Below are 19,344 nucleotides of genomic sequence, written 5' to 3'. Positions count from 1 at the left end.
CTCCACTCGCCCCACCCGTCGTCCCGGTAGGCCGCCCGGCCGCCGGGGTGACGGCGTTTCGGCGCTGCGAGCAGGCGCGGGCGTCCAGGTATTCGGTGAACTGTCAACTACGTCTACACTTTCTTCATGGGAGAGACAGTGCGATGGCTGACGCCTGAGGAGCAGCGCGCGTGGCGCGGTTTCGTGCGGTTGCACGAGCGGCTCGGCGGGCGCCTGGGGCGCAGGCTCCAGTCGGAGTCCAACGTGTCGGCCGCCGACTTCGCGGTGCTCGTCCACCTGACGGACTCGCCGGAGGGGCGGCAGCGGTATCAGGACCTGGCGCGGGCGCTGGAGTGGGAGAAGAGCCGGATGTCCCACCACATCGCCCGGATGGCCGGCCGGGGCATGGTGGTGCGCGAGGAATGCGCCGAGGACGGGCGCGGGGCGTATGTGGTGATCACGGACGTCGGGCGGGCGGCCATCGAGGCGGCCGCCCCGCGTCATGTCGAGGCGGTGCGAGAGCTGTTCATGGACCATGTCACGCCGGCCGAGCTGCGGGTCCTGGCGGAGATCTCCGAGCGCGTGATCGGCAAGCTGGACGAAGACCCGACCTGAACCGGGGCCCCACGCCGAGGCCGGCGACTACGCCGACCCCGCCACCCGCGACGACGCCCTGAGCCCCTTCGTCTTCCTGCTCGCCGCCCCGGCGGCCGGACCCGGGAGGGCCTCGGCGGCCTGAGGAGCGTCCGGATGACTCGTCGATCAGATCTCCGCTGAGGTTCGCCGCGGCGCCTCGACGGGGTGCCTGCTCATGACGGAGACGCGATTGAACGCGCCGATGGTGATCGCCACCCAGATCACCGCCGAGATCTGGTCCTCGGTGAGAACGCGGCGGGCGGCTTCGTACGCCGCGTCCTGGGCGGCGGAGGCGGTCGGATCGGTGGTCGCCTCCGCCAGGGCCAGCGCCGCGCGCTCCTCGGGCGTGAACAGGGCTGTCTCCCGCCAGGCCGGCAGAACCCCCAGCCGCTGTGCCGACTCGCCCGCGCGCAGCGCCCTTCGGGTGTGCAGGTCGAGGCAGTAGGCGCAGCCGTTCAGCTGCGACACACGGAGGTTGATCAGCTCCACGGTCGCGCGGTCGAGCCCCGCCTCCGTGGCCGTTGCGCTCACCGCCTCCGCGGCCTTCACCATGGCCCGGTAGGCCTGGGGGCTCTGCTTGTCGACGAAGATCCTGCGCGGTGCGGATCCATCGATGTGCTCACTCACTGCGTGCCTCCCCTGGGTGGACCGGGGCCGCGCGCCGTCTGCGCGCGGTGGTCACCGGACCGCTCTCGTGGCATGATAGTTGATGTAACAACTACAACATGGGAGAGGGGTCCCCGGTGAGCAACGTGGAAGCGGCACCCGCGGCAGTGGCATGCGGGGCGGCCGTCGACGAGGACCGCTCGACAGGTGAGCCCCGGGTCGAGGTGCTGTCGGCGCGAGACGTGCCCCTGGGCGGGCCCCGCGCCCTGCGCGTGCGCCGAACCCTGCCGCAGCGCGCCCGCACCCTGATCGGAGCCTGGTGCTTCGCCGATCACTACGGTCCCGTCGACGCCGGCGTGACGGGCATGGACGTACCCCCGCATCCGCACACCGGGCTGCAGACGGTGAGCTGGCTGTTCAGCGGAGAGATCGAACACCGCGACACCCTCGGGACGCACGCCCTGGTCCGGCCCGGCGAGCTGAACCTCATGACCGGCGGACACGGCATCGCTCACTCGGAGGTCTCCACCCCGGACACCACGGTCATCCACGGCGTCCAGCTGTGGGTGGCGTTGCCCGAGGAGCACCGGAACGCCGCTCGCGACTTCCAGCACCACGTGCCCGCCCCCGTGCGGGTCGACGGGGCCGAGGTCAAGGTCTTCCTCGGCTCGCTCGCCGGTCACACATCGCCGGTGCGGACCTTCACGCCGCTGCTCGGCGCCGAGATCATCCTCGAACCGCACGCGACGGTCGCCCTCGTGGTGGACCCCGCCTTCGAGCACGGGCTCCTTGTGGACAGCGGCGACGTGCGGCTGATCGAGACCGTCCTGCGACCTGCGGAACTCGGTTACGTCCCCTGCGGCGTGGACACCCTGACCGTGGTGAACGAGTCGGACGCCCCCGCGCGCACGATCCTGCTCGGCGGCCCTCCCTTCGAGGAGGAGATCGTCATGTGGTGGAACTTCATCGGCCGCAGCCACGAGGACATCGTCCGGGCCCGGGAGGAGTGGCAGGCGGGCTCCGACCGCTTCGGCGAGGTCGAGGGGCATGCCGGACACCGTCTTCCGGCCCCCGCCCTGCCGAACGCCGTCATCGCGCCGCGCGGCAATCCCCCGCGCGGCCACCGGCCGGGGCCTGGGCGGTGAGCTGGTCGGAGCGGAATAACCAGGGGCGGGAGCGTGCTGCACGGGAGCTCCCGGCGCTCTCGCCGGTGAACACGCGGCGTCCGTCGCGCCGTTCGAGCATCACCGCGTCGCGTTCCGGGACCTCGGGAGACGGGTCCGGGAGAAGGAGGAAGGGAACCATGACCGAGGACTTCCAGCTGTACCCGGCCACCGACGGGGTGGCGCCCGACCGTTGGGCCAGCGCGCTGCACCTGTTCGACAACGGCGCCGGAGTGCCGCACGAGGAGACCACCGCCGAGCGCTGGGAGCGCGCCCAACTGCTGTTCGGCGCGCGGGACTACATCGGTGCCGCGAAGCTGCTCGTCGACGTCGTCGAGGAGGCCCCGGAGCAGACCGGCCCCCGGCTGCTGCTGGCCCGCGCCTACTACCACTCCGCGCAACTTCGGCGCGCGGAAGAGCAGTTGCGGTTGATCGTCGAGCGCGACCCGGTCGAGCACTACGCCCATCTGATGCTCGGACGCACCCTGCAGCGCCAGGGCCGCCGGGACGAGGCGGAGCCCTGGCTGCGGATGGCCGGCGCGTTCGCGGGGGAGTTCCCCGACACCGAGTGAGCGCCTCACACCTGTGCAGGCAGGCCGGGCATGAAGGGTGAGACTCCGGGTAGGCGGGTGACCGCTGGGGAAGGGCCGCCACACCTGGGGAGGTCGAAGCGGTCCTTCCCCCTCTTTCCTTCCGCGGGGAAAACGGCCGCCGTGACGCAAGGCCTCCGGGGACGTCGTACGCCCGAGCCGGACGCGGAAGGCCCGTTCTCGGCGGCGCGGTGGGGTGGGGGCTGATCCTCTGGGCGGCGATCTTCCACCGGCGCAGCAGGACCGATGCCGAGGTCCCCCCACAGTCCCGGTACGACATGCCCATCGAGGTGCGGTACACCGTCGTGCCGCTGATCATCGTCTCGGTGCTCTTCGACAAGTTCGCGCACACCGTGGGGGTGGTCGGCTTCCAGTGGAACTGGCGCTTCAACCACGTCGAGGACGTCGACGGCGACACCGGAACGGGCGACGCGAAGGCCGACCCGGACATGGGCATCGTCCCCAACAGATACCGAGATGCCTTCCCCTCGGGCGCCGAGGGCGTCTTCGACGTCGGTGTTCCCGGCACGCGCAACCCGCAGACCGGCGACCCCGGGGCCCACCCTGTGGCTGCCGAAGGGCGAGAAGGTCCGCTTCGTGCTCTCCTCGCGTGTGGGCTGTGCTCAGTTCCCCGGCGGCCAGGCGGTATGGCGGGGGTGCAGGGACGACGCCAGCGGTTCCAGTGACACGCACAGCGAGGACGGGAAGTCGGGCTCCTCGCGCTGCACGTCCCGGCAGCCTCCCGCCGACGTCCTGCTGATCGGCTCCCAGCCCGTTTTCCGCGCCCGGAAGAACCAGCGGTCGCCCAGCCGGGCCGAGCAGGCGGCGTCCTTCGTGTCGTCGCCGCACACCGGTCCCGTGCGCCAGGAGATGTCCAGGACCAGCCACTCGCCGTCGCACTTCTCCGTGTCCCGGAACGTGTGCGCGGGCGCGTTGACCGCCATCAACGCCTGCTCGTAGGAGGCGACCGTGCAACCCGTGGCCGGTGGTGTGCAGCCCAGCTTCCCGCACAGCCGCAGCGCGGGCGGCTCGGCGCCGTCGGCGGTGAAGCGCGTGTAGTTGTCGACGATCACGTCCCGGTCGCCCAGTGGCTCGGGCAGCTTCACCGTCGCCGTGGATGTCTTCTCCTCGGTGCACCCGGAAGCCCTGTCCCCGGACGGCGAGGTGAACGTGACCTGTATCCGCGCCAAATCCGTCATCGGGTCGGTGAGCACCGCCTTGAGCTTGCGCACACACGCGTCGGGCCCGCTGGGCACCTGCGCGGCGAGGGACAGCGTGCGGCCGTCCGCGCTGATACGCACGCCGGTGACCGCGGAAGGCTGCATGGTGGTCCACGGGATCGGCTCGGCGGCCGACGACGGTGAACTCCCGCCTCCCTGACCGGCCACCAGAGTTCCGCACCCGCCGACGAACAGCACGGTGACGGCACAGAGCAGGGCGGCCACGGCCGCTCGACATGTTCCACCTGATCGTCGCAACAGCCCTTGATCCCCCCTGCGCGTGCCGACGTTCCCCGGGCCAATATAGGTCGGTGGCCCGGACAGCCCTTCGGCGCCGCCGGGGGAGGGCCCTGCCGACGGTCGGCGTGCTGCCGCCGCGTAACCGTGCCGGTGTCACTCCTGGGCGCCAGGTAGCGGCCGACCGTCGGCTCGGCTCCCCCACCTCGATCATTGCACAGTGCAAAGATGGTCGCCAGTCGCCGGGCCCGTCCGAACCGCCTTTTCCGGGTGCCTCGTTGGGGGAGGGGCCCCATCGGGGACGGCGAGGAGGCGGTGCGGTGGGCGCGGCGCGCGTCGGCGGGGCTGAGCCGGGTGCTGAGGCGAGTGGGGCTGAACCGGGTGGGGCGGCTGCCCTGGCACCCGTACGGTCGGCCGTGGCGTCCCCTACTTGGGGGCCACGTCCTCCTCGACCTCCTGGAAGGTGGAGGCGTCGACGAGACCCGTGTCCTCCAGGACCTCCATGTGGTCCAGGACGGTCTGGTTGGCCTGGCGGGCGTGGCGGCGGATGAGGTCGTTCTGGGTGGCTGCCCGGACCTCACCGATGGTGGCGAAGATCTTGCCGTGCGAGGCGCGGAGCACGTTGGCGAAGAGCTTGTCGAACTCCTCGCCCTGCGCGTTCTCCAGATTCCGGACCCACTGCTGCTGTTCCTCGGTGGCCTCGTCGGGGATCTCCACACCGAGGATCTCGGCGTCCTCGCGCACGAGTTGGTCCAGCTTGCTGTGTCCGTCGATCAGATGGTCCCCGGCCCGCTTGACGGCCTCGTTGGAGGCGTGGGTCTGGGCGAGCCGGCCGGCCGGGATCTCCCAGAGGCCGGCCTGACGTACCTTCGCGAGGAACTCGCGGTCCACGTCGGTCACGGTGAGGTTGGCGTTCTGGCCCGTCGCCGTCTGTCCGGCGCCGCCGCCGGCGACATGGCCGCCGGTGTGCTCGATCTGGCCCGCCGTCGTGGGGTTGGCCGAGGCTTCCTCGCTGCCCGCCCTGATCGCGATGACGGCCGCGGCTATCACGGCGCAGACGGCGGCGATGATCGTGACGGTCCGCCGCGACGTCCGCGTGGGTACCGCGTGTCGGTTCGCATGCATGTGTTCTCCCGGTCGGGTAGAGAGTGGATCCTCCAGGTCGGTAGGAGTGGACACCTGTTGCGGCTGGCACGGCACGCAGCGAGAGGTACGCGGGGGAACCCGGAGATGTTCAAGGGACGGTCAACGAACCGTGGTCCGGGCCGTTCCGGGGTTGATTTTGCGCCCATCGTGGCGTGTACCTGTCGCGCGTCTGTCGTGCACCTGTCCAAGTTGCGGGTGGGGTGGCACTCTGCGTTGCGCGAGTCCGTCCTCGTCCCCCACCGCACAAGGAGTACGTGTGAGAGACATACGCCGCTCGTTCCGCCCGTCCGGCTCGTCCCGTACGTCCCGCTCCCCGCGCAGGTCCCGCCCCGTACTCGCCGCCCTGCTCGGCGCCGCCGCGTTGCTCGGCACCGGTGTGTTCGCCTCGCCCGCCGGGGCGGCCCCGGCCACGGCCGACCCCGCCGCGTTCTGGACCGCCGAACGGATGCGTGGGGCCACCCCGCTGGACCTGCCGACCGTGGACCGGACCCAGGTGAAGGCCCCCGCCCTCGCCAAGGGCAAGGAGAAGACCGTCGCCCCGACCCTGCCGGGCGCGCCGAAGGACGTCGGGGTGCTGGCCTTCCCCAACGGCGGCGGAGCCTGGACCGGCGGCGGAGCCGTGCTCTCCACGGCCGGACGGGTGTTCTTCACCTACCAGGGGCGTACGGCCTCGTGCTCCGGCAACGCCGTCACCAGCGCCAACAAGAGCACCGTCATCACCGCCGGGCACTGCGTGAAGCTGGAGGGCGCCTGGCACACCAACTGGGTCTTCGTGCCCGGATACCACGACGGGCAGGCCCCGTACGGCAGGTGGAGTGCCACGAAGACCCTCTCCACTCCGCAGTGGACCGCGAGCGAGGACATCAACTACGACATCGGCGCGGCCGTCGTCGCCCCGCTGGACGGGAAGTTGCTGACGGACGTCGTCGGCGGGCAGGGCCTGGCCTTCAACACCGGCTACAACAAGGCCATGTACGCCTTCGGCTTCCCCGCCGCCGCCCCGTACGACGGGGAGAAGTTCATCTACTGCAGCGGCACCACCAACCGTGACTTCCTGCTCTCCAACGACCACGGCATGAACTGCGACATGACCGGCGGCTCCAGCGGAGGCCCCTGGTTCACCCAGTTCAACGAGTCCACGGGCACCGGCCTGCTGTCGTCGGTGAACAGCTTCAAGTACAACTTCCTGCCCAACCGGATGTACGGGCCGTACTTCGGCGCCGACGCGCAGAACCTCTACCAGACCGCGCAGTCCTCCTGACCGTCCCCTCTCACGCGCCGGTCACGCCGTCGATGCGCTCGCGGAGCAGATCGGCGTGACCGTTGTGGCGCGCGTACTCCTCGATCATGTGCACCATGATCCAGCGCAACGAGACACCCTGGTCGCCGACGTGACCCGCTTCCTCCTCGGACAGACGTCCGGAGTCGTCCAGCGACGCGTCGGCGATCAGCTCACGGCCCCGGGCGATCTCCGCACGCCAGACGGCGACCACCTCGTCCCCTGTCCGCTCCGGACGGAGGGCGAAGCCGTCACCTTTGCCGGGCCCGAAGACCGGCGGCAGCTCCTGCCCCGCGAAGATGCGCCGGAACCAGTTGCGCTCCACCTCGGCGAGGTGCTGCACGAGCCCCAGCAGCGTCATCGACGACGGCGCGGCCGCGGTCAGCCGTAACTGATCGTCCGTCAGGCCCGAGCACTTCAGGGCGAGGGTCTCACGGTGGAAGTCCAGCCAGGATTCCAGCATGACGCGCTCATCGGCATGCGCGGGCGGAACAGGGCGTCCATCAGCAGTCGTCGTCATGGCCCCAACCTTCGCAGGACCGCGGCGCCATGACGACCGCATTCGCCACAGGCGCCGCACCCGGACCCGCACGGAACGCCGGGCCGAATCCGGCGAGGGCACTCCGGGCACATCAGAGCCGTGGACGAGAGAGACGGGGCGGGCCCATGGGCATCTACGTGTCGGTCAGAGGGTGGCTGGAGTGCGACGAGGCCCAACTCGCCGCCGTGCAGGAAATCATCGCCGGACACGACGACAACCACTACACCCATGGCTGGAGTTCACCGCGTCGGCATGTGAAGTGGACCCAGAGTGAGCCCCATGCATGGGCGTCGGCGTGCGGTGCGTCGTACGCCCGGCTCAGCGGAGGCGGCGTACGCGGAGCACGAGGTCGTCGGTGTGGTGCGCGCCGGCGCCGCCCTCCGGTGCCACGCGGGGCCGCTGCTCGTCGACCTCCACCTCCCAGTCGTCGTCGAGGAGTTCGGTGACCATCGAGGGCCAGACGTAGTCGGCCGGGTCGAAGCCGCTCTCGTTCGCCTGCTGGTCCTGCATGCCGGCGTGGTGGACGAGCAGCAGCACGCCGCCGGGCGCGACGGCGGCGAGCAGGGCGCGTTCGGCGGCGGCGTCGGGGGTGCGCAGCAGGGCCGGGTACTGCGCGGAGACCAGGTCGAAGGAGGCCGGCGGGAGCGAGGCCCGGGTGAGTTCGGCGTGCACCCAGTGGACGGTGAGGCCGGCGTCGTGCGCGTGTCCGGCCGCGCGTCGCAGGGCCACGCCCGAGACCTCGAGCGCGGTGACGTCCCAGCCGCGGCGTGCGAGCCAGAGCGCGTCCGCGCCCTCGCCGCAGCCCACGTCGAGGACGCGTCCGGGGGTGAGCGAGGCGGTCTCGGCCACGAGTGCGCCGTTGGGGAGGCCGCTCCAGAGCTGCTGCCGGTCGGCGTAACGGCCGTCCCACTCCGCCCGCACCGCGGGGTCGCCGGCGTACGCGCCGGCAGGCGAGGGGAAGTCGAACACGGTGGGTCCTCCTGCGGTGTCGTCGGTCATGACCCCACGGTCACCCACTGCCTCCCGCAACGGCCACTGTTGTTGCCGGTCCGGCAAATCGAGATTCGCCGGGGGCACGGGCGGAGCCCGCAGGGAAAGTCCGTGGTGGTGCGGCGACGGGTCCGGCATCATCCCCGTGTGATGGTGATGCAGCCCGTTCTGGAGATCGTCGCCCGCGACGACGACTTCGCGCTCTGGCCGGTGAGCGAGCACGAGTCCTACGACCACCTCGTACTGGACGGGAGGCTGACTCCGGCGCAGGTCGGCACGGCGGTGATGCGGATCGCGGACTGCAACGACTTCGAGCCGGAGGAGGAGCACGGCCCGTGCCCCACCGACCCGCTCGGCGCTTTCCTGCACGGCCTGTTGACCATGCCCGACCTTCACGCGGCAGGCGGCTTCCGGGTCACCGACCGGGCCACCGGCACCGTCCACGTCGAGCCGGGCTGCTGCAGCGGCCTGGAGACCTGGCGGGACTGGCTGGAGGTGCTCGACGGCAGCGGGTTCTCCGGCTTCGGCCACGATCCGTCCTCGGCGGCCGAACGAGTCGGAGACACCGTCCGGTTGACTTTCGACGCCGATGCGAAGGACGGCAGTCCGGTGATCGAACTGCCGGTGGACGACGTCCGCGCGCTCGTCACAGGTGCTCAGCAGGACCTGCGGGACTTTCTCGGCCTCGCCGGAGACTGGGCCGAGGAACACCTGCCGGCCCACGCCGCCGCCGTCACCGCGGCCCTGGCCCGGTCCTTGGGCCTGCACGCGGACCTGGACTCGGGCCCGCACTCGGACCTCGACCTGGACATCGACCTGGATCTGGGGTGCGGAGCGTGACCAGCTTTCTGACGCAGCGGGCGCGGGTGCATGACGGGCGGCTCCCGCTCCAGCGGCGGCACAGCGCGCTGCGTACCTGCCTCACCGTCTTCGCGCCCTACGGTCTGCGGGCGACGTACCACCACCTCACGCTCAGCGCCGCTGTTCCCCGGCGGCTGGAGGCCGATCCGGAGGCGCTGGTGCGGGCGGTGGAGGAGCTGCACGAGGCGCGGGTGCTGTGGCTCGCGCGGGCGGAGCGTTACGCGGCGCGCCGCCGGGCGGAGAAGCGGGGCGGGCGGCGGGCCGTGCCGGACCCGCGCCCGTGGTGGCTGCGGAGCTGGTGGGACGGGTCGGAGCGTGCCTGGTACGACGCCCCCTTCCGCCACCCGTCGCTGCGACTGCCCGAGTACGTCCGGCGGCAGAACGCGCTGCTGGACGGCGTCGAGTTGCCCGGCTGTCCGGCGTGCGGTGACGAGGGACCGCCGGAGCCGCACTCGACGGGGCACGGGTGGGTCGAGCTGTGCGGCCGGTGCGCGTGGGCTCCGGCGCCGTGTCCGTGCGGACAGCCGCACCGGCTCGTGCCCGACACCCCGTACAGCTGGAAGGAGATCTGGCGGCGGGCACACATGAACGACGACGGCATGCCGAACCCGTACTGGCCTGGCGGACCGACCGGAAGCAGGCCGTAGGGCGAACGCTCGGCGAGCCGGAGCACGTCGGCCACGGCGAGCGGTCCCACTTCCTAGGGTGCGATCTCGAACCGCGGCGGCTGGAGTCCTGCCAGGCAACCGGTGTCCGGCGCGGTCGGGCGGGCGAAGAACGACGTCGTGATCGTCTGCGCGCAGGCCGAGTCGGCGAAGACGACGTGGGCGACGTAGGGGACCGTGACGACGGTGGAGCGGCTCAGCGTACGGGCGACGTACGCCCCGTTGCTCGGCGCCGTCTGGGCGTCGAACCCGCCGGACAGGGCGAGGGTGGGGATGTCGCTGCGGGTCACGTCCCGGACCGACGAGGGCGCGGGCGGCACGTCCCAGGCACGGCAGTCGTCGTGGAGCCAGGCGAGTTGCGGCGCGTTGGCCAGCATCGACCGGGGGAACGACGGGAACGCGCGGCGCCCGCCCCGGATGATGTCGGCCCGGCTCTCGTACGGCGTCCACTGGCTGCAGAAGATGCCGTAGACCAGTCCGTGGGCGATCCGTCCGATGGCCTGCGGGCTGTACTTGCCGCCCGCGAGCTGCTCGGCGATCCGCTGCGGGTTGCCGTGGGCCAGCTCGTCGACGGATCGTGGCACCCCGGCCGCCACATGGGTGGCCGAGGTCAGCCAGGTGACCAGGTTGGCGCCGTCCAGCACGACCTTCACCGGCTCCGGGTGGACCGGGACCGTGACCGTGGTGGTGATCGGGTCCGCCTCCAGCTCACTGACGAGGCGGAGGAACGTGGCCTTCAGGTCCGGGTAGCGGGTGGCGCAGTCGGGCTGCTCCTCGCAGGCCTCGAACAGGCCGTCGAAACCTTCCCGAGCGGCCTTCCAGGTGACCGCGCCGCCGGCGATGGACGGCGGGAGGATGCCGTCGATGCCGACCGAGCGGATGCCCTTCGGGTGCAGGCGCATGTAGTTGAGCGCCAGGTGGGTGCCGTAGGAGATCCCGAAGACGTTCCACTTCCTGACGCCCAGCGTCCTGCGCAGGGCGTCGTAGTCGGCCGCGCTCTCGATGTCGTTGTAGGCGCTGCGGTCGGCGCCCTCGGCGTCCACGCTGTCGCGGCAGGCGCGGGTCGCCTCGACGTGCAGGCGTCCGGTGGACGGCGCGTTGGAGACCAGGCCGAGGGCGCGTGCGTTGAACCGGTCGATGTTCGGGCAGGTGAGTTCCGGGTCGGCCGAGTACGTGCCGCGCTGGGACATGAAGATCACGTCGCGGTCGCGGTTCAGGTTGCCGGCGAGCGCCATCGGGATCTCGGAGACCGCGTCGTCGCCGGGGCCGCCGGCGAGCCACACGATGGGGTCGGGCGCGGGGCGGCTGCTCCGCGCGGGCATGATCGCGACAGCGAGGGTGATCGTGCGCGTACGTGTGCGCATGCGCGTGAGTTCGTCATGGCCCCTGGGCCCCATGGGCCGCTGGGGCTCGTCCGGCCGTTTGGGCTCCCTGGGCCCCTTCGGCCCCTTCACATCGTCTGGCCCCTTGGGCTGTTCGGGGTTCTCGGCCGCCGGGCGCTTCTCGGGCACGGTGAGGGTGCCGCAGCGAGCGCGCGCGAGATCGGGGATCGGGTCCGCCGTCCTCGGGCAGGGGCCCGGTTCGAAGCGGGCGTCGCCCACCGTACGGGCGACCGTGCCGATCGGGCGGTCGGTGCCGGACTCGGCGGGGGCGGGCTCGGCGTGTACGGGCAGCGCGGCGAGGCCGACGAGGAGGGTGCCGGCCGTGGCTGCGGCCAGCGTTGCCGGGAGCCGTCGCGCGGGGCGTCGGCCGGGGGTCGTACCACGGGTCGTACCAGGGGACATTGCGTACTCCGGTCAGGGGATGATGGTGAACGGCTTGGGTTCGACCCCCGGCACACATCCGGTGTCGGGCGCGGTCGGCCGGGCGAGGAACGAGAGCAGGACCGACGCGGCGCAGGGGTTCTGCGGCACCACCCAGTGGGTGATTCCGGGGATCACGACGGCGGTCGAGCGCGGCAGCGTACGGCCGGCGTACGGCCCCCAACTCGCCCCGGTCTTCGCGTCGAAGGTGCCGGTGATGATGAGTGCGGGCACCTTGCTGTGGGTGGCCACGCGCTGGACCGCGGTGCGGTCCGGGACGTTCCAGACGCGGCACAGGTCGTGCTCGAAGGGAAGCTGCGGGGCGTGGGCCAGCACCGAGTCCGGCCACCCGGGGAAGGCCCGGCGTCCGGCTGCCAGCACGTCGCGCTCGGAGAAGCCCGGGACCCACTCGGCGCAGGCCACGGAGTGCGTCAGCCCGTGGGCGAACTCCCCGACGGCGGGCGTCGCGCCTGCGGCCTGGGCCCGGGCGAGGCGCTCCGGATCGCCGGCTGCGAGTTCGTAGAGCGCCGCCGGGACGTCGACGGACGGCACCAGCTGGCCGTTGGCGACCAGCAGGTTCACCAGCGTGCCCCCGTCGAGGACGACCCGTACCGGGGTTCCGCCACCGGGCGGCGGCACGGTCAGCCTCAGGGGGTTCGCCTCCAGCCGCCGCACCTGCTCCGTGAGCGTGCGGGAGAGGTCCGGGTAGCGGGACTTGCAGGCGGGCTGCGCCTCGCACGCGGCGAAGATCGCGTCGATCCCCTCCTGGGCGCTGTCCCAGGCCCACGGCAGGCTCACGATCTGTGGCGGCACGACCGAGTCGATCGCCAGCGAGCGGATGCCCTGGGGGTGCCGGCGCAGATAGGTGAGGCCCAGGTCGGTGCCGTACGAGTAGCCGTAGACGTTCCACTTCCTGATGCCGAGCGCCTGGCGGAGCGCGGCGAAGTCGGCGGCGTTCTCCGTGGTGTTGTACGCCGAGAGGTCGTTCCCCTCGGCCGTCAGGCGGTCCCGGCACTGTTTCGCCGCGCGGACCAGGCCTCGTCCGGTGGACGGCGCGTCGTAGGGCAGGCCGACGGCGGTCGCGTTGAACCGGTCCATCTCCGGGCAGGCGAGGTTCGGCTGGGAGTGGAGGGCGCCGCGCTGGGCCATGACGATGAGATCGCGGTCGCGGTTCACCTCGGAGGCGATCAGGAAGGGGATCGCTCCGAACGCGTCTCCGCCGGGGCCGCCCTCCATGAACACCACGGGGTCCGCGGCCCTCGTCCGCGTCGCCGCCGGGATGATGGCGACGGCCAGTCGGATGGTCCGTCCCGTGGGGTGCTCACGGTTCTCGGGGACCTCAAGCAAGCCGCAGCGGCCGGGTACCGGATCGGGCGTCGTGGGGCAGGGGCCCGGCACGAACCGCGCCGGATGCCTCGGCGGCGTTCCGTCGGCGGGCTGCGACTGGGCGCTGCTCGGTACGGCCCCGATCGCGCCGAGGACACCCAGACAGGCGGCGAGAAGCGCCGCCTTCGTACGCGCCGTCCTGCTGGGGCGGGGGCGGCGTGCATCGCGTGGATGAGGTGGGTGGAGGTGGCGAGCCCGGCCCCGTGTGAGCGTCTTGGCTGCAGCTGCGGCTGCGGTCTTGACTCCGGGTCCGTGCTGGGAGGGCAGGGGCTCGGGACCGATGTCCTGTTCGGCCATGTGATCTCGTCTCTCTGGCATCCCTGGCCCTTCGGGCGGGGGACGGTGGGCGTGGCTGCGCCCCACCACACGGCCGGGCAGGCGCGTACGCCAGCCTGCTTTTGGGCAGGAGCGCCCACCACTTGCCGCCGCCACTTGGAGTAGCTCCACCTCGGACCCGGCGACCGGGGGTCGTCCCCGCTCACCGGGTCTGCTCACCTGGTCTACTCACCGGGCCGACCGGGGCGCGGTCGCCCCTTCGCTCCGGCCGTGGAGAACGGCGGCCGTGGTCAGCCGTCGAACGCGGTGGCGTTGTCGTGGGCCCAGTCGGCGAAGGTGCGGGCGGGGCGGCCCAGCAGGTCTGCCACGGTGCTCGTGGTGGGCCCCGGACGGTGGGCGTAGTCGGCCAGTGAGCCGAGCAGGCGGTCGGGCACCTCCTCAGGCAGCCCCTGCGCGAGCATGCCCTTGCGGACGTGCTCCGGCGGTAGCTCCTGGAAGGTCAGCGTCCTGCCGAGGGCGGCGCCGATGAGGCGCACCTTCGCCACCTGGTCCAGTGGCTGCGGGCCGGTCAGCGTGTGGGTCGACCCCGGGGGAAGGCTGCCGCGGAGGGCGCGTGCGGCGACCGCCGCGATGTCGGCTTCGTGGATGGGGGAGGTGGTGGCTCGGCCGTAGGCGCCGCGCACCACGCCACCGGACCTGATCTGCGGCGCCCAGGCCAGCGCGTTGGCCGCGAAGTCGGCCAGGCGCAGGACCGTCCAGTCCAGGCCGGAGCCGCGGACGAGGTCCTCGGCGTGCTGGAACTGCGCGGCGAACCGGGCTTCCCCCGCCGGGTGTTCCACGGTCGTGGCCGACAGCAGCACGACACGCCGTACGCCTTGCCCGGCGGCGAGTCGCAGGAGTTCGCCGAGTCCCGGGCCGGTGGCGCGCGGGCTGATCTGCAGAGCCTCCACTCCCTCCAGCGCCGCCTCGATCCACTGCGGGTGGAACAGGTCGCCCCTGACGGCCCGTACGCCTTCCGGCATCGCGGCAGATCCGGAGCCGCGCGTGACCCCGGTGACGGGCGCGCTCTCCCGCAGCAACTGCTTCATCACCGCGCGCCCTACGACACCATTGGCTCCAGTAATCATGAACATGACACTTACTCCTTCGCTTGATGCTGGGTCGGGTCGATCTGGAGGGCGGAGGCACGCGGCGCGGGCGCAGGCACGTGGCGAGGGCGGTGAGCCGGTGAGCCGGTGAGCGGGGCGGAGTCGGCGTACCTGACCTCGTAGACGCGTTCGCTGAACCTCCAGCCGTCGGCGGTTCGCTCGTAACTGTCGTGATACAGCGCGTAGTTCAGGTGCGAGCTGCCGTTGCGCAGCCGGCCGAACTCCTGGACGTGGACCCGTCCGGTCGCGAGGTCGCCGTCGAGCCGGACGACGCCGGGGTGGACGTTCTGTACGAAGAACTCCCACAGCCCCTGCCCCCATTCGATCCCCGCGCGGATCGCCTCGCGGCCGACGAACTCCCTGTCGATGTGCGGCCATCGCATGACACCATCGGGCGTGAACAGCGAGGCCACGCGGTCGAAGTCGCGCATCATCACGGCGTCGGTGACCTCGGCGCACAGCTGTCCGATCTCGAAACGATCGACGACGGCCCGTATATCGCTCATCGCACGTCCCTGCCTCATCGATGTGTCGGTCAGGCGTCCGCTGCCTGCCCGCTGGGTGATGTGTCCAGCATCGGCGCAGGTCAGCGGCGGAACAATGTAGAGTCCGTTGGGCTATCCATAACGCGGGAGTTATGTATGGAGCTGCGCGACATAGAGATCTTCCTGACGCTGGCCGAGGAACTGCACTTCGGCCGCACCGCCGAGCGGCTCCATGTGTCCCAGGCCCGCGTCAGCCAGTCCATCGGCAGCCAGGAACGCCGCCTCGGCGTCAGGCTGTTCGACCGCACCAGCCGTCGTGTGGCCCTGACTCCTGTCGGCCGGCGTCTCCGCGAGGATCTCCAGCAGGCCCTCGACCTCCTCCACGCAGGACTCGCCCGCGCCCAGGAGGCCGGCCAAGGCGCGGGCCGTAGCCTGCGGTTGGGCGTCTTCGGCCACGCCGGACATGAACTACGGCCCCTCGTCGACGAGTTCCGCGCTCGTCACCCCGGCTGCGACATACAGTTCGGCGAGATCAACGGCTCCGACGCCTTCACCGCGCTGCGCAGCGGAGAGCACGACGCGCACGTGCTGTGGCTGCCCGTCGCCGAACCCGACCTCACCGTCGGGCCCACCGTACTCACCGGAGGCCGCGTCCTGGCCGTGGCCGCCGACCATCCGCTCGTCGAACGCGGCAGCGCGTACCTGGAGGACCTCGCCGACAACCACGTCGTCGACCTCGGTCCCGAAGCCCCCGAGTACTGGGTCGCCTCCATGGTCCCCACCCGTACCCCGCTCGGCCGCCGCATCCCCCGCGGGCCCGCCGCGCGGACGTTCCACGAGATCCTCTCCCTGGTCGCCGCCGGACGCTGCGTCCACCCGCTCGGCGACATCGCCGCCCGCTACAACAAGCCCCCCGGCATCGTCTTCCTGCCCCTCCACGACGCCCCCACCCTCGAATGGGCACTCACCTGGCGCACCTCCGCCGACAGCCCCACCATCCGCGCACTGGCCCGGACCGCGGCCGACCTCGGACCCCTCGCGATGTGACGGCGACACGATCGCCCGACGCGTCGCTCCACCTACATCGAGGCCTTCTCTGGTCTGGCCTGTTCGCCACGGCCGCCCTTAGGGTGACGAGGACGAGAAAAGATGTCCCATGGACCCCCGCGTACCGCGCCTGCGGCGCAAGCTGGCCGCGCTCCCGTTCCAACCGCTGCGCAGCCACTCCTTCGGAGAAGAGCGACACGCGTTCCGCCTCGGCCCGAGGGCCGCGGAAGCACGCGTCGCCGCGTTCGAGCTGGAGCACGACATCGTCCTGCCCGACGCCTTTCGGTACTTCCTCACGCACATCGGCGGCTCAGGCGCGGCGCCGTTCTACGGCCTCATGCCACTGGAGCGATGCTCCCCGCTGGTCATGAATCCGCGCGGAGAACCGCGGGCGCCCCGCGGCTTCGCCGCCGCGGAGCCCGGGGCACACGACCGCGACCTCTTCCTCCACATCATCGAGATGGGCTGCACGGACGTATGCCTCATCGCGCTGACCGGCCCCCTCACCGGCCGGGTCCTCACGGGGAACAGTGACGGGTACTGGGGGCCCAACGTCTCCTCCGCCACCGACTTCCTCGACTGGTACGAGCGCTGGCTCGACCACATGACTGCCGGACGCGACAACCGTGCCCTGGAACTCACCTCGCCGCGGCTTCGGGCCCACCCGAACCGCTTTCGCATGGCTCGGGTCCTCTGACTCCTCACCACGGCTGCGGCGGGGGCGTTCTGCGGAGGGGCGTCGGGAGTCTGTCGGCGGTCGCCGTGATCTGTCAGCGCCATGTCGGCGGAGGTCGCGATCTTGGGGCGGGTCGGTGCTCCCCATGAGCACGTCGCCGCTGAGCGCAAGGAGCCAGTCATCGTGTCTTCCGCACCGGAGCAACTCGCAGCCACCGGCGCCGTGGTGATCCTGGGCAGCCGCGACACCACGAAGGCCCGCGCGGCCATGGCATCGATCCGGTCGCGCGTCTCCGGCGCACACGTGCGGCACGTGCGCCTGGACCTCGCCGACCTGTCGTCCCTGAACGCCTCCGTGGGCGGGCTGGACCTCGATCATCTCGACGCGGTGGTCCACAACGCAGGGGTCGCACTCGACGACCCGCCGCGCCAGGAGACCGCGGACGGCCATGAGTTGATGTTCGGCACCAACCACCTCGGCCACTTCGCGCTCACCCGGTGGCTGGCCCCCCTCCTGTCCCCGCCGCGCCGTCGGCCCGCATCGTGACGGTGGGAAGCTTCGCGGCACGATCCGAGCGACTGGACCTCGACGACCCGCAGTCGACCCGGGACTACCGGCCCAAGCGCGCCTACCGCCGATCGAAGCCGGCGCAGATGTGCTTCGGCTTCGCACTCGATCACCGCCTGTGCGCCCTCGGCAGCACGGTGCTCAGCGTGGTGGCCCACCCCGGAGGCGCGCTGGACGCCCTCACCCCGCCCCGCCCGCCGATACACGTGACACCCCCCCGGCCGGCGGCTGCGCGCTCTGCCCGCCGGGCTCCTGGTGCAGGGCAAGGACGCCGGGGCATGGCCGGTCGTACGAGCCGTCCTCGACGCGGAGGTGGAGGGAGGGCAGCAGCGAGCTGACCGGCACGGATCCGCATCTCGGCTTCCAGGGGCCGGGAGGCCGAAGACCGAGGGGCCGAAGACCGAGGGGCCGAAGACCGGGAGGCGCGGACGTAGAGTCGGTGATGACGCGAACCGTGTGAACTTCCGGGCTCAACCGGCGAATTACGGGCCGAGCCAGGGCCGGACCCGAGGCCAGGGCCAGACCGGCGCGAGGGCCGGCCAGGGCTCATATCGTGTTGACCATCCCCAACAGGCAGTGCTGGAGTCGGCACGTGGACAGCATCCCCGCCAACCGGCGGCTCTGGAACAAGATCAGCAGCGCCTACCAGCGCGAGCATGATCCGCGCATCGGCTCCGCACCCCGGCTGTGGGGCATGTACTCCATCCCCGACGCGCGCCTGCGCGCCCTGGGCGACGTCACCGGCAAGCGCGTCCTCGAACTCGGCTGCGGCGCCGGCCAGTGGTCCAGGGCGCTCGCCGCAGAGGGCGCCACCGTGGTCGGGATCGACCTGTCCGAGGCCCAACTCGCCTCAGCGGCACGCGAGATGGGAGCGTCCCCCTACCCGCTGGTGCAGGGTGCCGCCGAACAACTCCCTTTCGCCGCCGACAGTTTCGACCTGGTGTTCTGCGACTTCGGTGGGCTCAGCTGGGCACCCCCGCACCTGGCCGTCCCGCAGGCCGCACGCGTCCTGCGCGGAGGCGGGCGCCTGGTGTTCAACGTCGCCAGCCCATGGTTCGAAGCCTGCTACGACGAAGCCGCCAGCCGCGTGACCACGACGCTGCGGCAGGACTACTTCGGGCTGGACACCATCGCCGAAGGCGACGGCGCGACCAGCTACCAGCTCACCTACGGAGACTGGGTCAGGGTCCTGCGGGGCGCTGGTCTCGTCATCGACGACCTCATCGAGCCGCGACCCGAACCCGGCACACCCAACGGCTACAACGAGACCGACCCACCCGACTGGGCACACCGCTGGCCGGCGGAACTGCTCTGGGTCACCCACAAACCGTGAGTTCCGCCGCGCCGGGACATGAAGCCCTCGCCGGACAGGCCGTAGGCCGGTGCGGACGGGGGAAGTCTGCTCGCGCAGGCGCGTAACTTTCGCGTGGTGCCGGACACAGACATGGTGAAGCCATGGTGTGGGGAGGGTGCGCGTGAGCAGACCGATGGACGACCCGCAGGGGTTCGAGGAGGTCTACCGGCGCACCTATCTGCCCGTGCTGCGGTTCCTGCGCAGACGTCTGCCGGCGAACACGGCTGAAGACGCGGCGGCAGAAGTGTTCTTGGCGGCTTGGCGGAACCGACACGAGCTGCGCGGCAACGAACTGCCATGGCTGTACGGCATCGCTCGTCGGGTCGCGGCCAACACCGTGCGGGCGCGAGGCCGCGCCGATCGTCTGGACGACCGTATACGCGCCCATCACGACGATGGGTTCGAACCCGCGGCTGAGGAAGCGGTCCTGGACATGCTGGGGGCACGAGGCGCCTTGGGCCGACTTCCGGAGCACGAACAGGAGGTGCTGTTGTTGGTGGCCTGGGACGGGTTGTCCGTGCGGGACGCGGCCAGAGTGATGGGCTGTAGCTCGGGGGCGTTCAGAGTCCGTATGCACCGCGCTCGTCGATTGCTGGAGGCGGCGGTGGCGGCGGACGAAGCCCAAGTGCCCGGGACACGGCTGCCGGTGGACGGGAGGACACGGTGAAGGGCGATCTCAGGAAGGTGCGG

Annotated in this window: 19 protein-coding genes and 2 pseudogenes; 12 read left to right on the top strand and 9 right to left on the bottom strand. The window is 71.5% G+C overall.

Translation table 11 applies throughout. The annotated features are described in order from the left end of the window. The first annotated feature begins 126 nt into the window (after positions 1 to 126). Entirely contained in the window at positions 127 to 594 is a 468-nt protein-coding gene (locus HW837_RS12700; RefSeq protein WP_078853840.1) for a MarR family winged helix-turn-helix transcriptional regulator, read from the top strand. A gap of 147 nt (positions 595 to 741) precedes the next feature. Here the strand turns inward: HW837_RS12700 and HW837_RS12695 are convergent, their stop codons facing one another. Continuing rightward, positions 742 to 1,242 carry a carboxymuconolactone decarboxylase family protein gene (locus HW837_RS12695; RefSeq protein ID WP_045561888.1) on the bottom strand — a complete coding sequence of 167 codons (501 nt, stop codon included), beginning with the start codon at positions 1,240 to 1,242 and terminating at the stop codon, positions 742 to 744. 116 nt (positions 1,243 to 1,358) lie between these two features. Here HW837_RS12695 and HW837_RS12690 point away from each other — a divergent pair, with 116 nt between their 5' ends. From HW837_RS12690 to HW837_RS12680, 3 genes and pseudogenes are all read left to right on the top strand, one after another. Further along, positions 1,359 to 2,366, top strand: a complete 1,008-nt coding sequence (locus tag HW837_RS12690) for a pirin family protein (RefSeq protein WP_390623508.1) — start codon at positions 1,359 to 1,361, stop codon at positions 2,364 to 2,366. A 158-nt stretch (positions 2,367 to 2,524) separates the two neighbouring features. Next, complete coding sequence (locus tag HW837_RS12685; protein ID WP_045561890.1) at positions 2,525 to 2,956, top strand: tetratricopeptide repeat protein; 432 nt, start codon at positions 2,525 to 2,527, stop codon at positions 2,954 to 2,956. A gap of 203 nt (positions 2,957 to 3,159) precedes the next feature. Then, positions 3,160 to 3,586, top strand: a pseudogene (locus HW837_RS12680) (cytochrome c oxidase subunit II); the annotation flags it as partial. 11 nt (positions 3,587 to 3,597) lie between these two features. Here HW837_RS12680 and HW837_RS12675 read toward each other — a convergent pair. Both HW837_RS12675 and HW837_RS12670 read right to left on the bottom strand, forming a co-directional pair. Continuing rightward, the gene (locus HW837_RS12675; protein ID WP_107073819.1) at positions 3,598 to 4,419 is read right to left on the bottom strand and encodes a hypothetical protein; all 822 of its coding nucleotides are present in this window, start codon (positions 4,417 to 4,419) and stop codon (positions 3,598 to 3,600) included. A gap of 438 nt (positions 4,420 to 4,857) precedes the next feature. Then, entirely contained in the window at positions 4,858 to 5,556 is a 699-nt protein-coding gene (locus HW837_RS12670) for a DUF4142 domain-containing protein (protein WP_107468919.1), read from the bottom strand. 286 nt (positions 5,557 to 5,842) lie between these two features. Here HW837_RS12670 and HW837_RS12665 point away from each other — a divergent pair, with 286 nt between their 5' ends. Next, the gene (locus HW837_RS12665) at positions 5,843 to 6,838 is read left to right on the top strand and encodes a trypsin-like serine peptidase (protein ID WP_045561995.1); all 996 of its coding nucleotides are present in this window, start codon (positions 5,843 to 5,845) and stop codon (positions 6,836 to 6,838) included. Positions 6,839 to 6,848: 10 nt separating this feature from the next. On the opposite strand, the gene HW837_RS12660 is transcribed toward HW837_RS12665, so the two are convergent. Beyond that, a complete protein-coding gene (locus HW837_RS12660) occupies positions 6,849 to 7,376 on the bottom strand; it encodes a DinB family protein (RefSeq protein WP_107073820.1) in 528 nt (175 codons plus the stop codon). 339 nt (positions 7,377 to 7,715) lie between these two features. Further along, positions 7,716 to 8,396 (bottom strand): class I SAM-dependent methyltransferase, encoded by a 681-nt coding sequence (locus tag HW837_RS12655; RefSeq protein WP_193379735.1) that lies wholly within the window; start codon positions 8,394 to 8,396, stop codon positions 7,716 to 7,718. Positions 8,397 to 8,537: 141 nt separating this feature from the next. On the opposite strand from HW837_RS12655, the gene HW837_RS12650 reads away from it, so the two are divergent. After that, the gene (locus HW837_RS12650; protein ID WP_313895493.1) at positions 8,538 to 9,227 is read left to right on the top strand and encodes a hypothetical protein; all 690 of its coding nucleotides are present in this window, start codon (positions 8,538 to 8,540) and stop codon (positions 9,225 to 9,227) included. Next, entirely contained in the window at positions 9,224 to 9,895 is a 672-nt protein-coding gene (locus tag HW837_RS12645) for a hypothetical protein (RefSeq protein ID WP_045561997.1), read from the top strand. The genes HW837_RS12650 and HW837_RS12645 overlap by 4 nt, the downstream gene beginning before the upstream one ends. 53 nt (positions 9,896 to 9,948) lie before the next feature. On the opposite strand, the gene HW837_RS12640 is transcribed toward HW837_RS12645, so the two are convergent. The 4 genes from HW837_RS12640 to HW837_RS12625 form a co-directional block, all read right to left on the bottom strand. Next, positions 9,949 to 11,697 carry an alpha/beta fold hydrolase gene (locus HW837_RS12640; protein WP_193379736.1) on the bottom strand — a complete coding sequence of 583 codons (1,749 nt, stop codon included), beginning with the start codon at positions 11,695 to 11,697 and terminating at the stop codon, positions 9,949 to 9,951. A gap of 12 nt (positions 11,698 to 11,709) precedes the next feature. Continuing rightward, the gene (locus tag HW837_RS12635) at positions 11,710 to 13,398 is read right to left on the bottom strand and encodes an alpha/beta hydrolase (RefSeq protein ID WP_234442763.1); all 1,689 of its coding nucleotides are present in this window, start codon (positions 13,396 to 13,398) and stop codon (positions 11,710 to 11,712) included. A gap of 269 nt (positions 13,399 to 13,667) precedes the next feature. Continuing rightward, the gene (locus HW837_RS12630) at positions 13,668 to 14,510 is read right to left on the bottom strand and encodes an NAD(P)H-binding protein (RefSeq protein ID WP_193379737.1); all 843 of its coding nucleotides are present in this window, start codon (positions 14,508 to 14,510) and stop codon (positions 13,668 to 13,670) included. Between the two features lie 5 nt (positions 14,511 to 14,515). Beyond that, complete coding sequence (locus tag HW837_RS12625; RefSeq protein WP_193379738.1) at positions 14,516 to 15,031, bottom strand: nuclear transport factor 2 family protein; 516 nt, start codon at positions 15,029 to 15,031, stop codon at positions 14,516 to 14,518. A gap of 135 nt (positions 15,032 to 15,166) precedes the next feature. On the opposite strand from HW837_RS12625, the gene HW837_RS12620 reads away from it, so the two are divergent. From HW837_RS12620 to HW837_RS12600, 5 genes and pseudogenes are all read left to right on the top strand, one after another. Further along, positions 15,167 to 16,057, top strand: coding sequence for a LysR family transcriptional regulator (locus HW837_RS12620; protein ID WP_193379739.1), 891 nt, complete (start codon positions 15,167 to 15,169; stop codon positions 16,055 to 16,057). A gap of 109 nt (positions 16,058 to 16,166) precedes the next feature. Beyond that, positions 16,167 to 16,754, top strand: a complete 588-nt coding sequence (locus tag HW837_RS12615) for an SMI1/KNR4 family protein (RefSeq protein WP_045561896.1) — start codon at positions 16,167 to 16,169, stop codon at positions 16,752 to 16,754. Between the two features lie 177 nt (positions 16,755 to 16,931). Then, positions 16,932 to 17,627 (top strand): annotated as a pseudogene (locus HW837_RS12610) (SDR family NAD(P)-dependent oxidoreductase); the annotation flags it as partial. 265 nt (positions 17,628 to 17,892) lie between these two features. After that, on the top strand, positions 17,893 to 18,633 hold the full coding sequence (locus tag HW837_RS12605) for a class I SAM-dependent methyltransferase (protein WP_045562001.1): 741 nt from the start codon (positions 17,893 to 17,895) through the stop codon (positions 18,631 to 18,633). A 142-nt stretch (positions 18,634 to 18,775) separates the two neighbouring features. Then, complete coding sequence (locus tag HW837_RS12600; RefSeq protein WP_159040955.1) at positions 18,776 to 19,321, top strand: RNA polymerase sigma factor; 546 nt, start codon at positions 18,776 to 18,778, stop codon at positions 19,319 to 19,321. Positions 19,322 to 19,344: the final 23 nt, after the last annotated feature.

This window comes from Streptomyces caniscabiei, from assembly GCF_014930365.1.
Taxonomy (GTDB): Bacteria; Actinomycetota; Actinomycetes; order Streptomycetales; family Streptomycetaceae; genus Streptomyces; species Streptomyces caniscabiei.
The sequence above is the reverse complement of the archived record's forward strand: the minus strand, read 5'-3'. Positions and strand labels throughout refer to the sequence as shown.

Excerpts from the sequence above, each read along its gene's own strand:
- HW837_RS12700 (WP_078853840.1), top strand. The coding sequence starts at position 127 with ATGGGAGAGACAGTGCGATGGCTGACGCCTGAGGAGCAGCGCGCGTGG.
- HW837_RS12685 (WP_045561890.1), top strand. The coding sequence starts at position 2,525 with ATGACCGAGGACTTCCAGCTGTACCCGGCCACCGACGGGGTGGCGCCC.
- HW837_RS12670 (WP_107468919.1), bottom strand. The coding sequence starts at position 5,556 with ATGCATGCGAACCGACACGCGGTACCCACGCGGACGTCGCGGCGGACC.
- HW837_RS12660 (WP_107073820.1), bottom strand. The coding sequence starts at position 7,376 with ATGACGACGACTGCTGATGGACGCCCTGTTCCGCCCGCGCATGCCGAT.
- HW837_RS12655 (WP_193379735.1), bottom strand. The coding sequence starts at position 8,396 with ATGACCGACGACACCGCAGGAGGACCCACCGTGTTCGACTTCCCCTCG.
- HW837_RS12650 (WP_313895493.1), top strand. The coding sequence starts at position 8,538 with ATGGTGATGCAGCCCGTTCTGGAGATCGTCGCCCGCGACGACGACTTC.
- HW837_RS12640 (WP_193379736.1), bottom strand. The coding sequence starts at position 11,697 with ATGTCCCCTGGTACGACCCGTGGTACGACCCCCGGCCGACGCCCCGCG.
- HW837_RS12635 (WP_234442763.1), bottom strand. The coding sequence starts at position 13,398 with ATGGCCGAACAGGACATCGGTCCCGAGCCCCTGCCCTCCCAGCACGGA.
- HW837_RS12630 (WP_193379737.1), bottom strand. The coding sequence starts at position 14,510 with ATGTTCATGATTACTGGAGCCAATGGTGTCGTAGGGCGCGCGGTGATG.
- HW837_RS12625 (WP_193379738.1), bottom strand. The coding sequence starts at position 15,031 with ATGAGCGATATACGGGCCGTCGTCGATCGTTTCGAGATCGGACAGCTG.
- HW837_RS12620 (WP_193379739.1), top strand. The coding sequence starts at position 15,167 with ATGGAGCTGCGCGACATAGAGATCTTCCTGACGCTGGCCGAGGAACTG.
- HW837_RS12615 (WP_045561896.1), top strand. The coding sequence starts at position 16,167 with ATGGACCCCCGCGTACCGCGCCTGCGGCGCAAGCTGGCCGCGCTCCCG.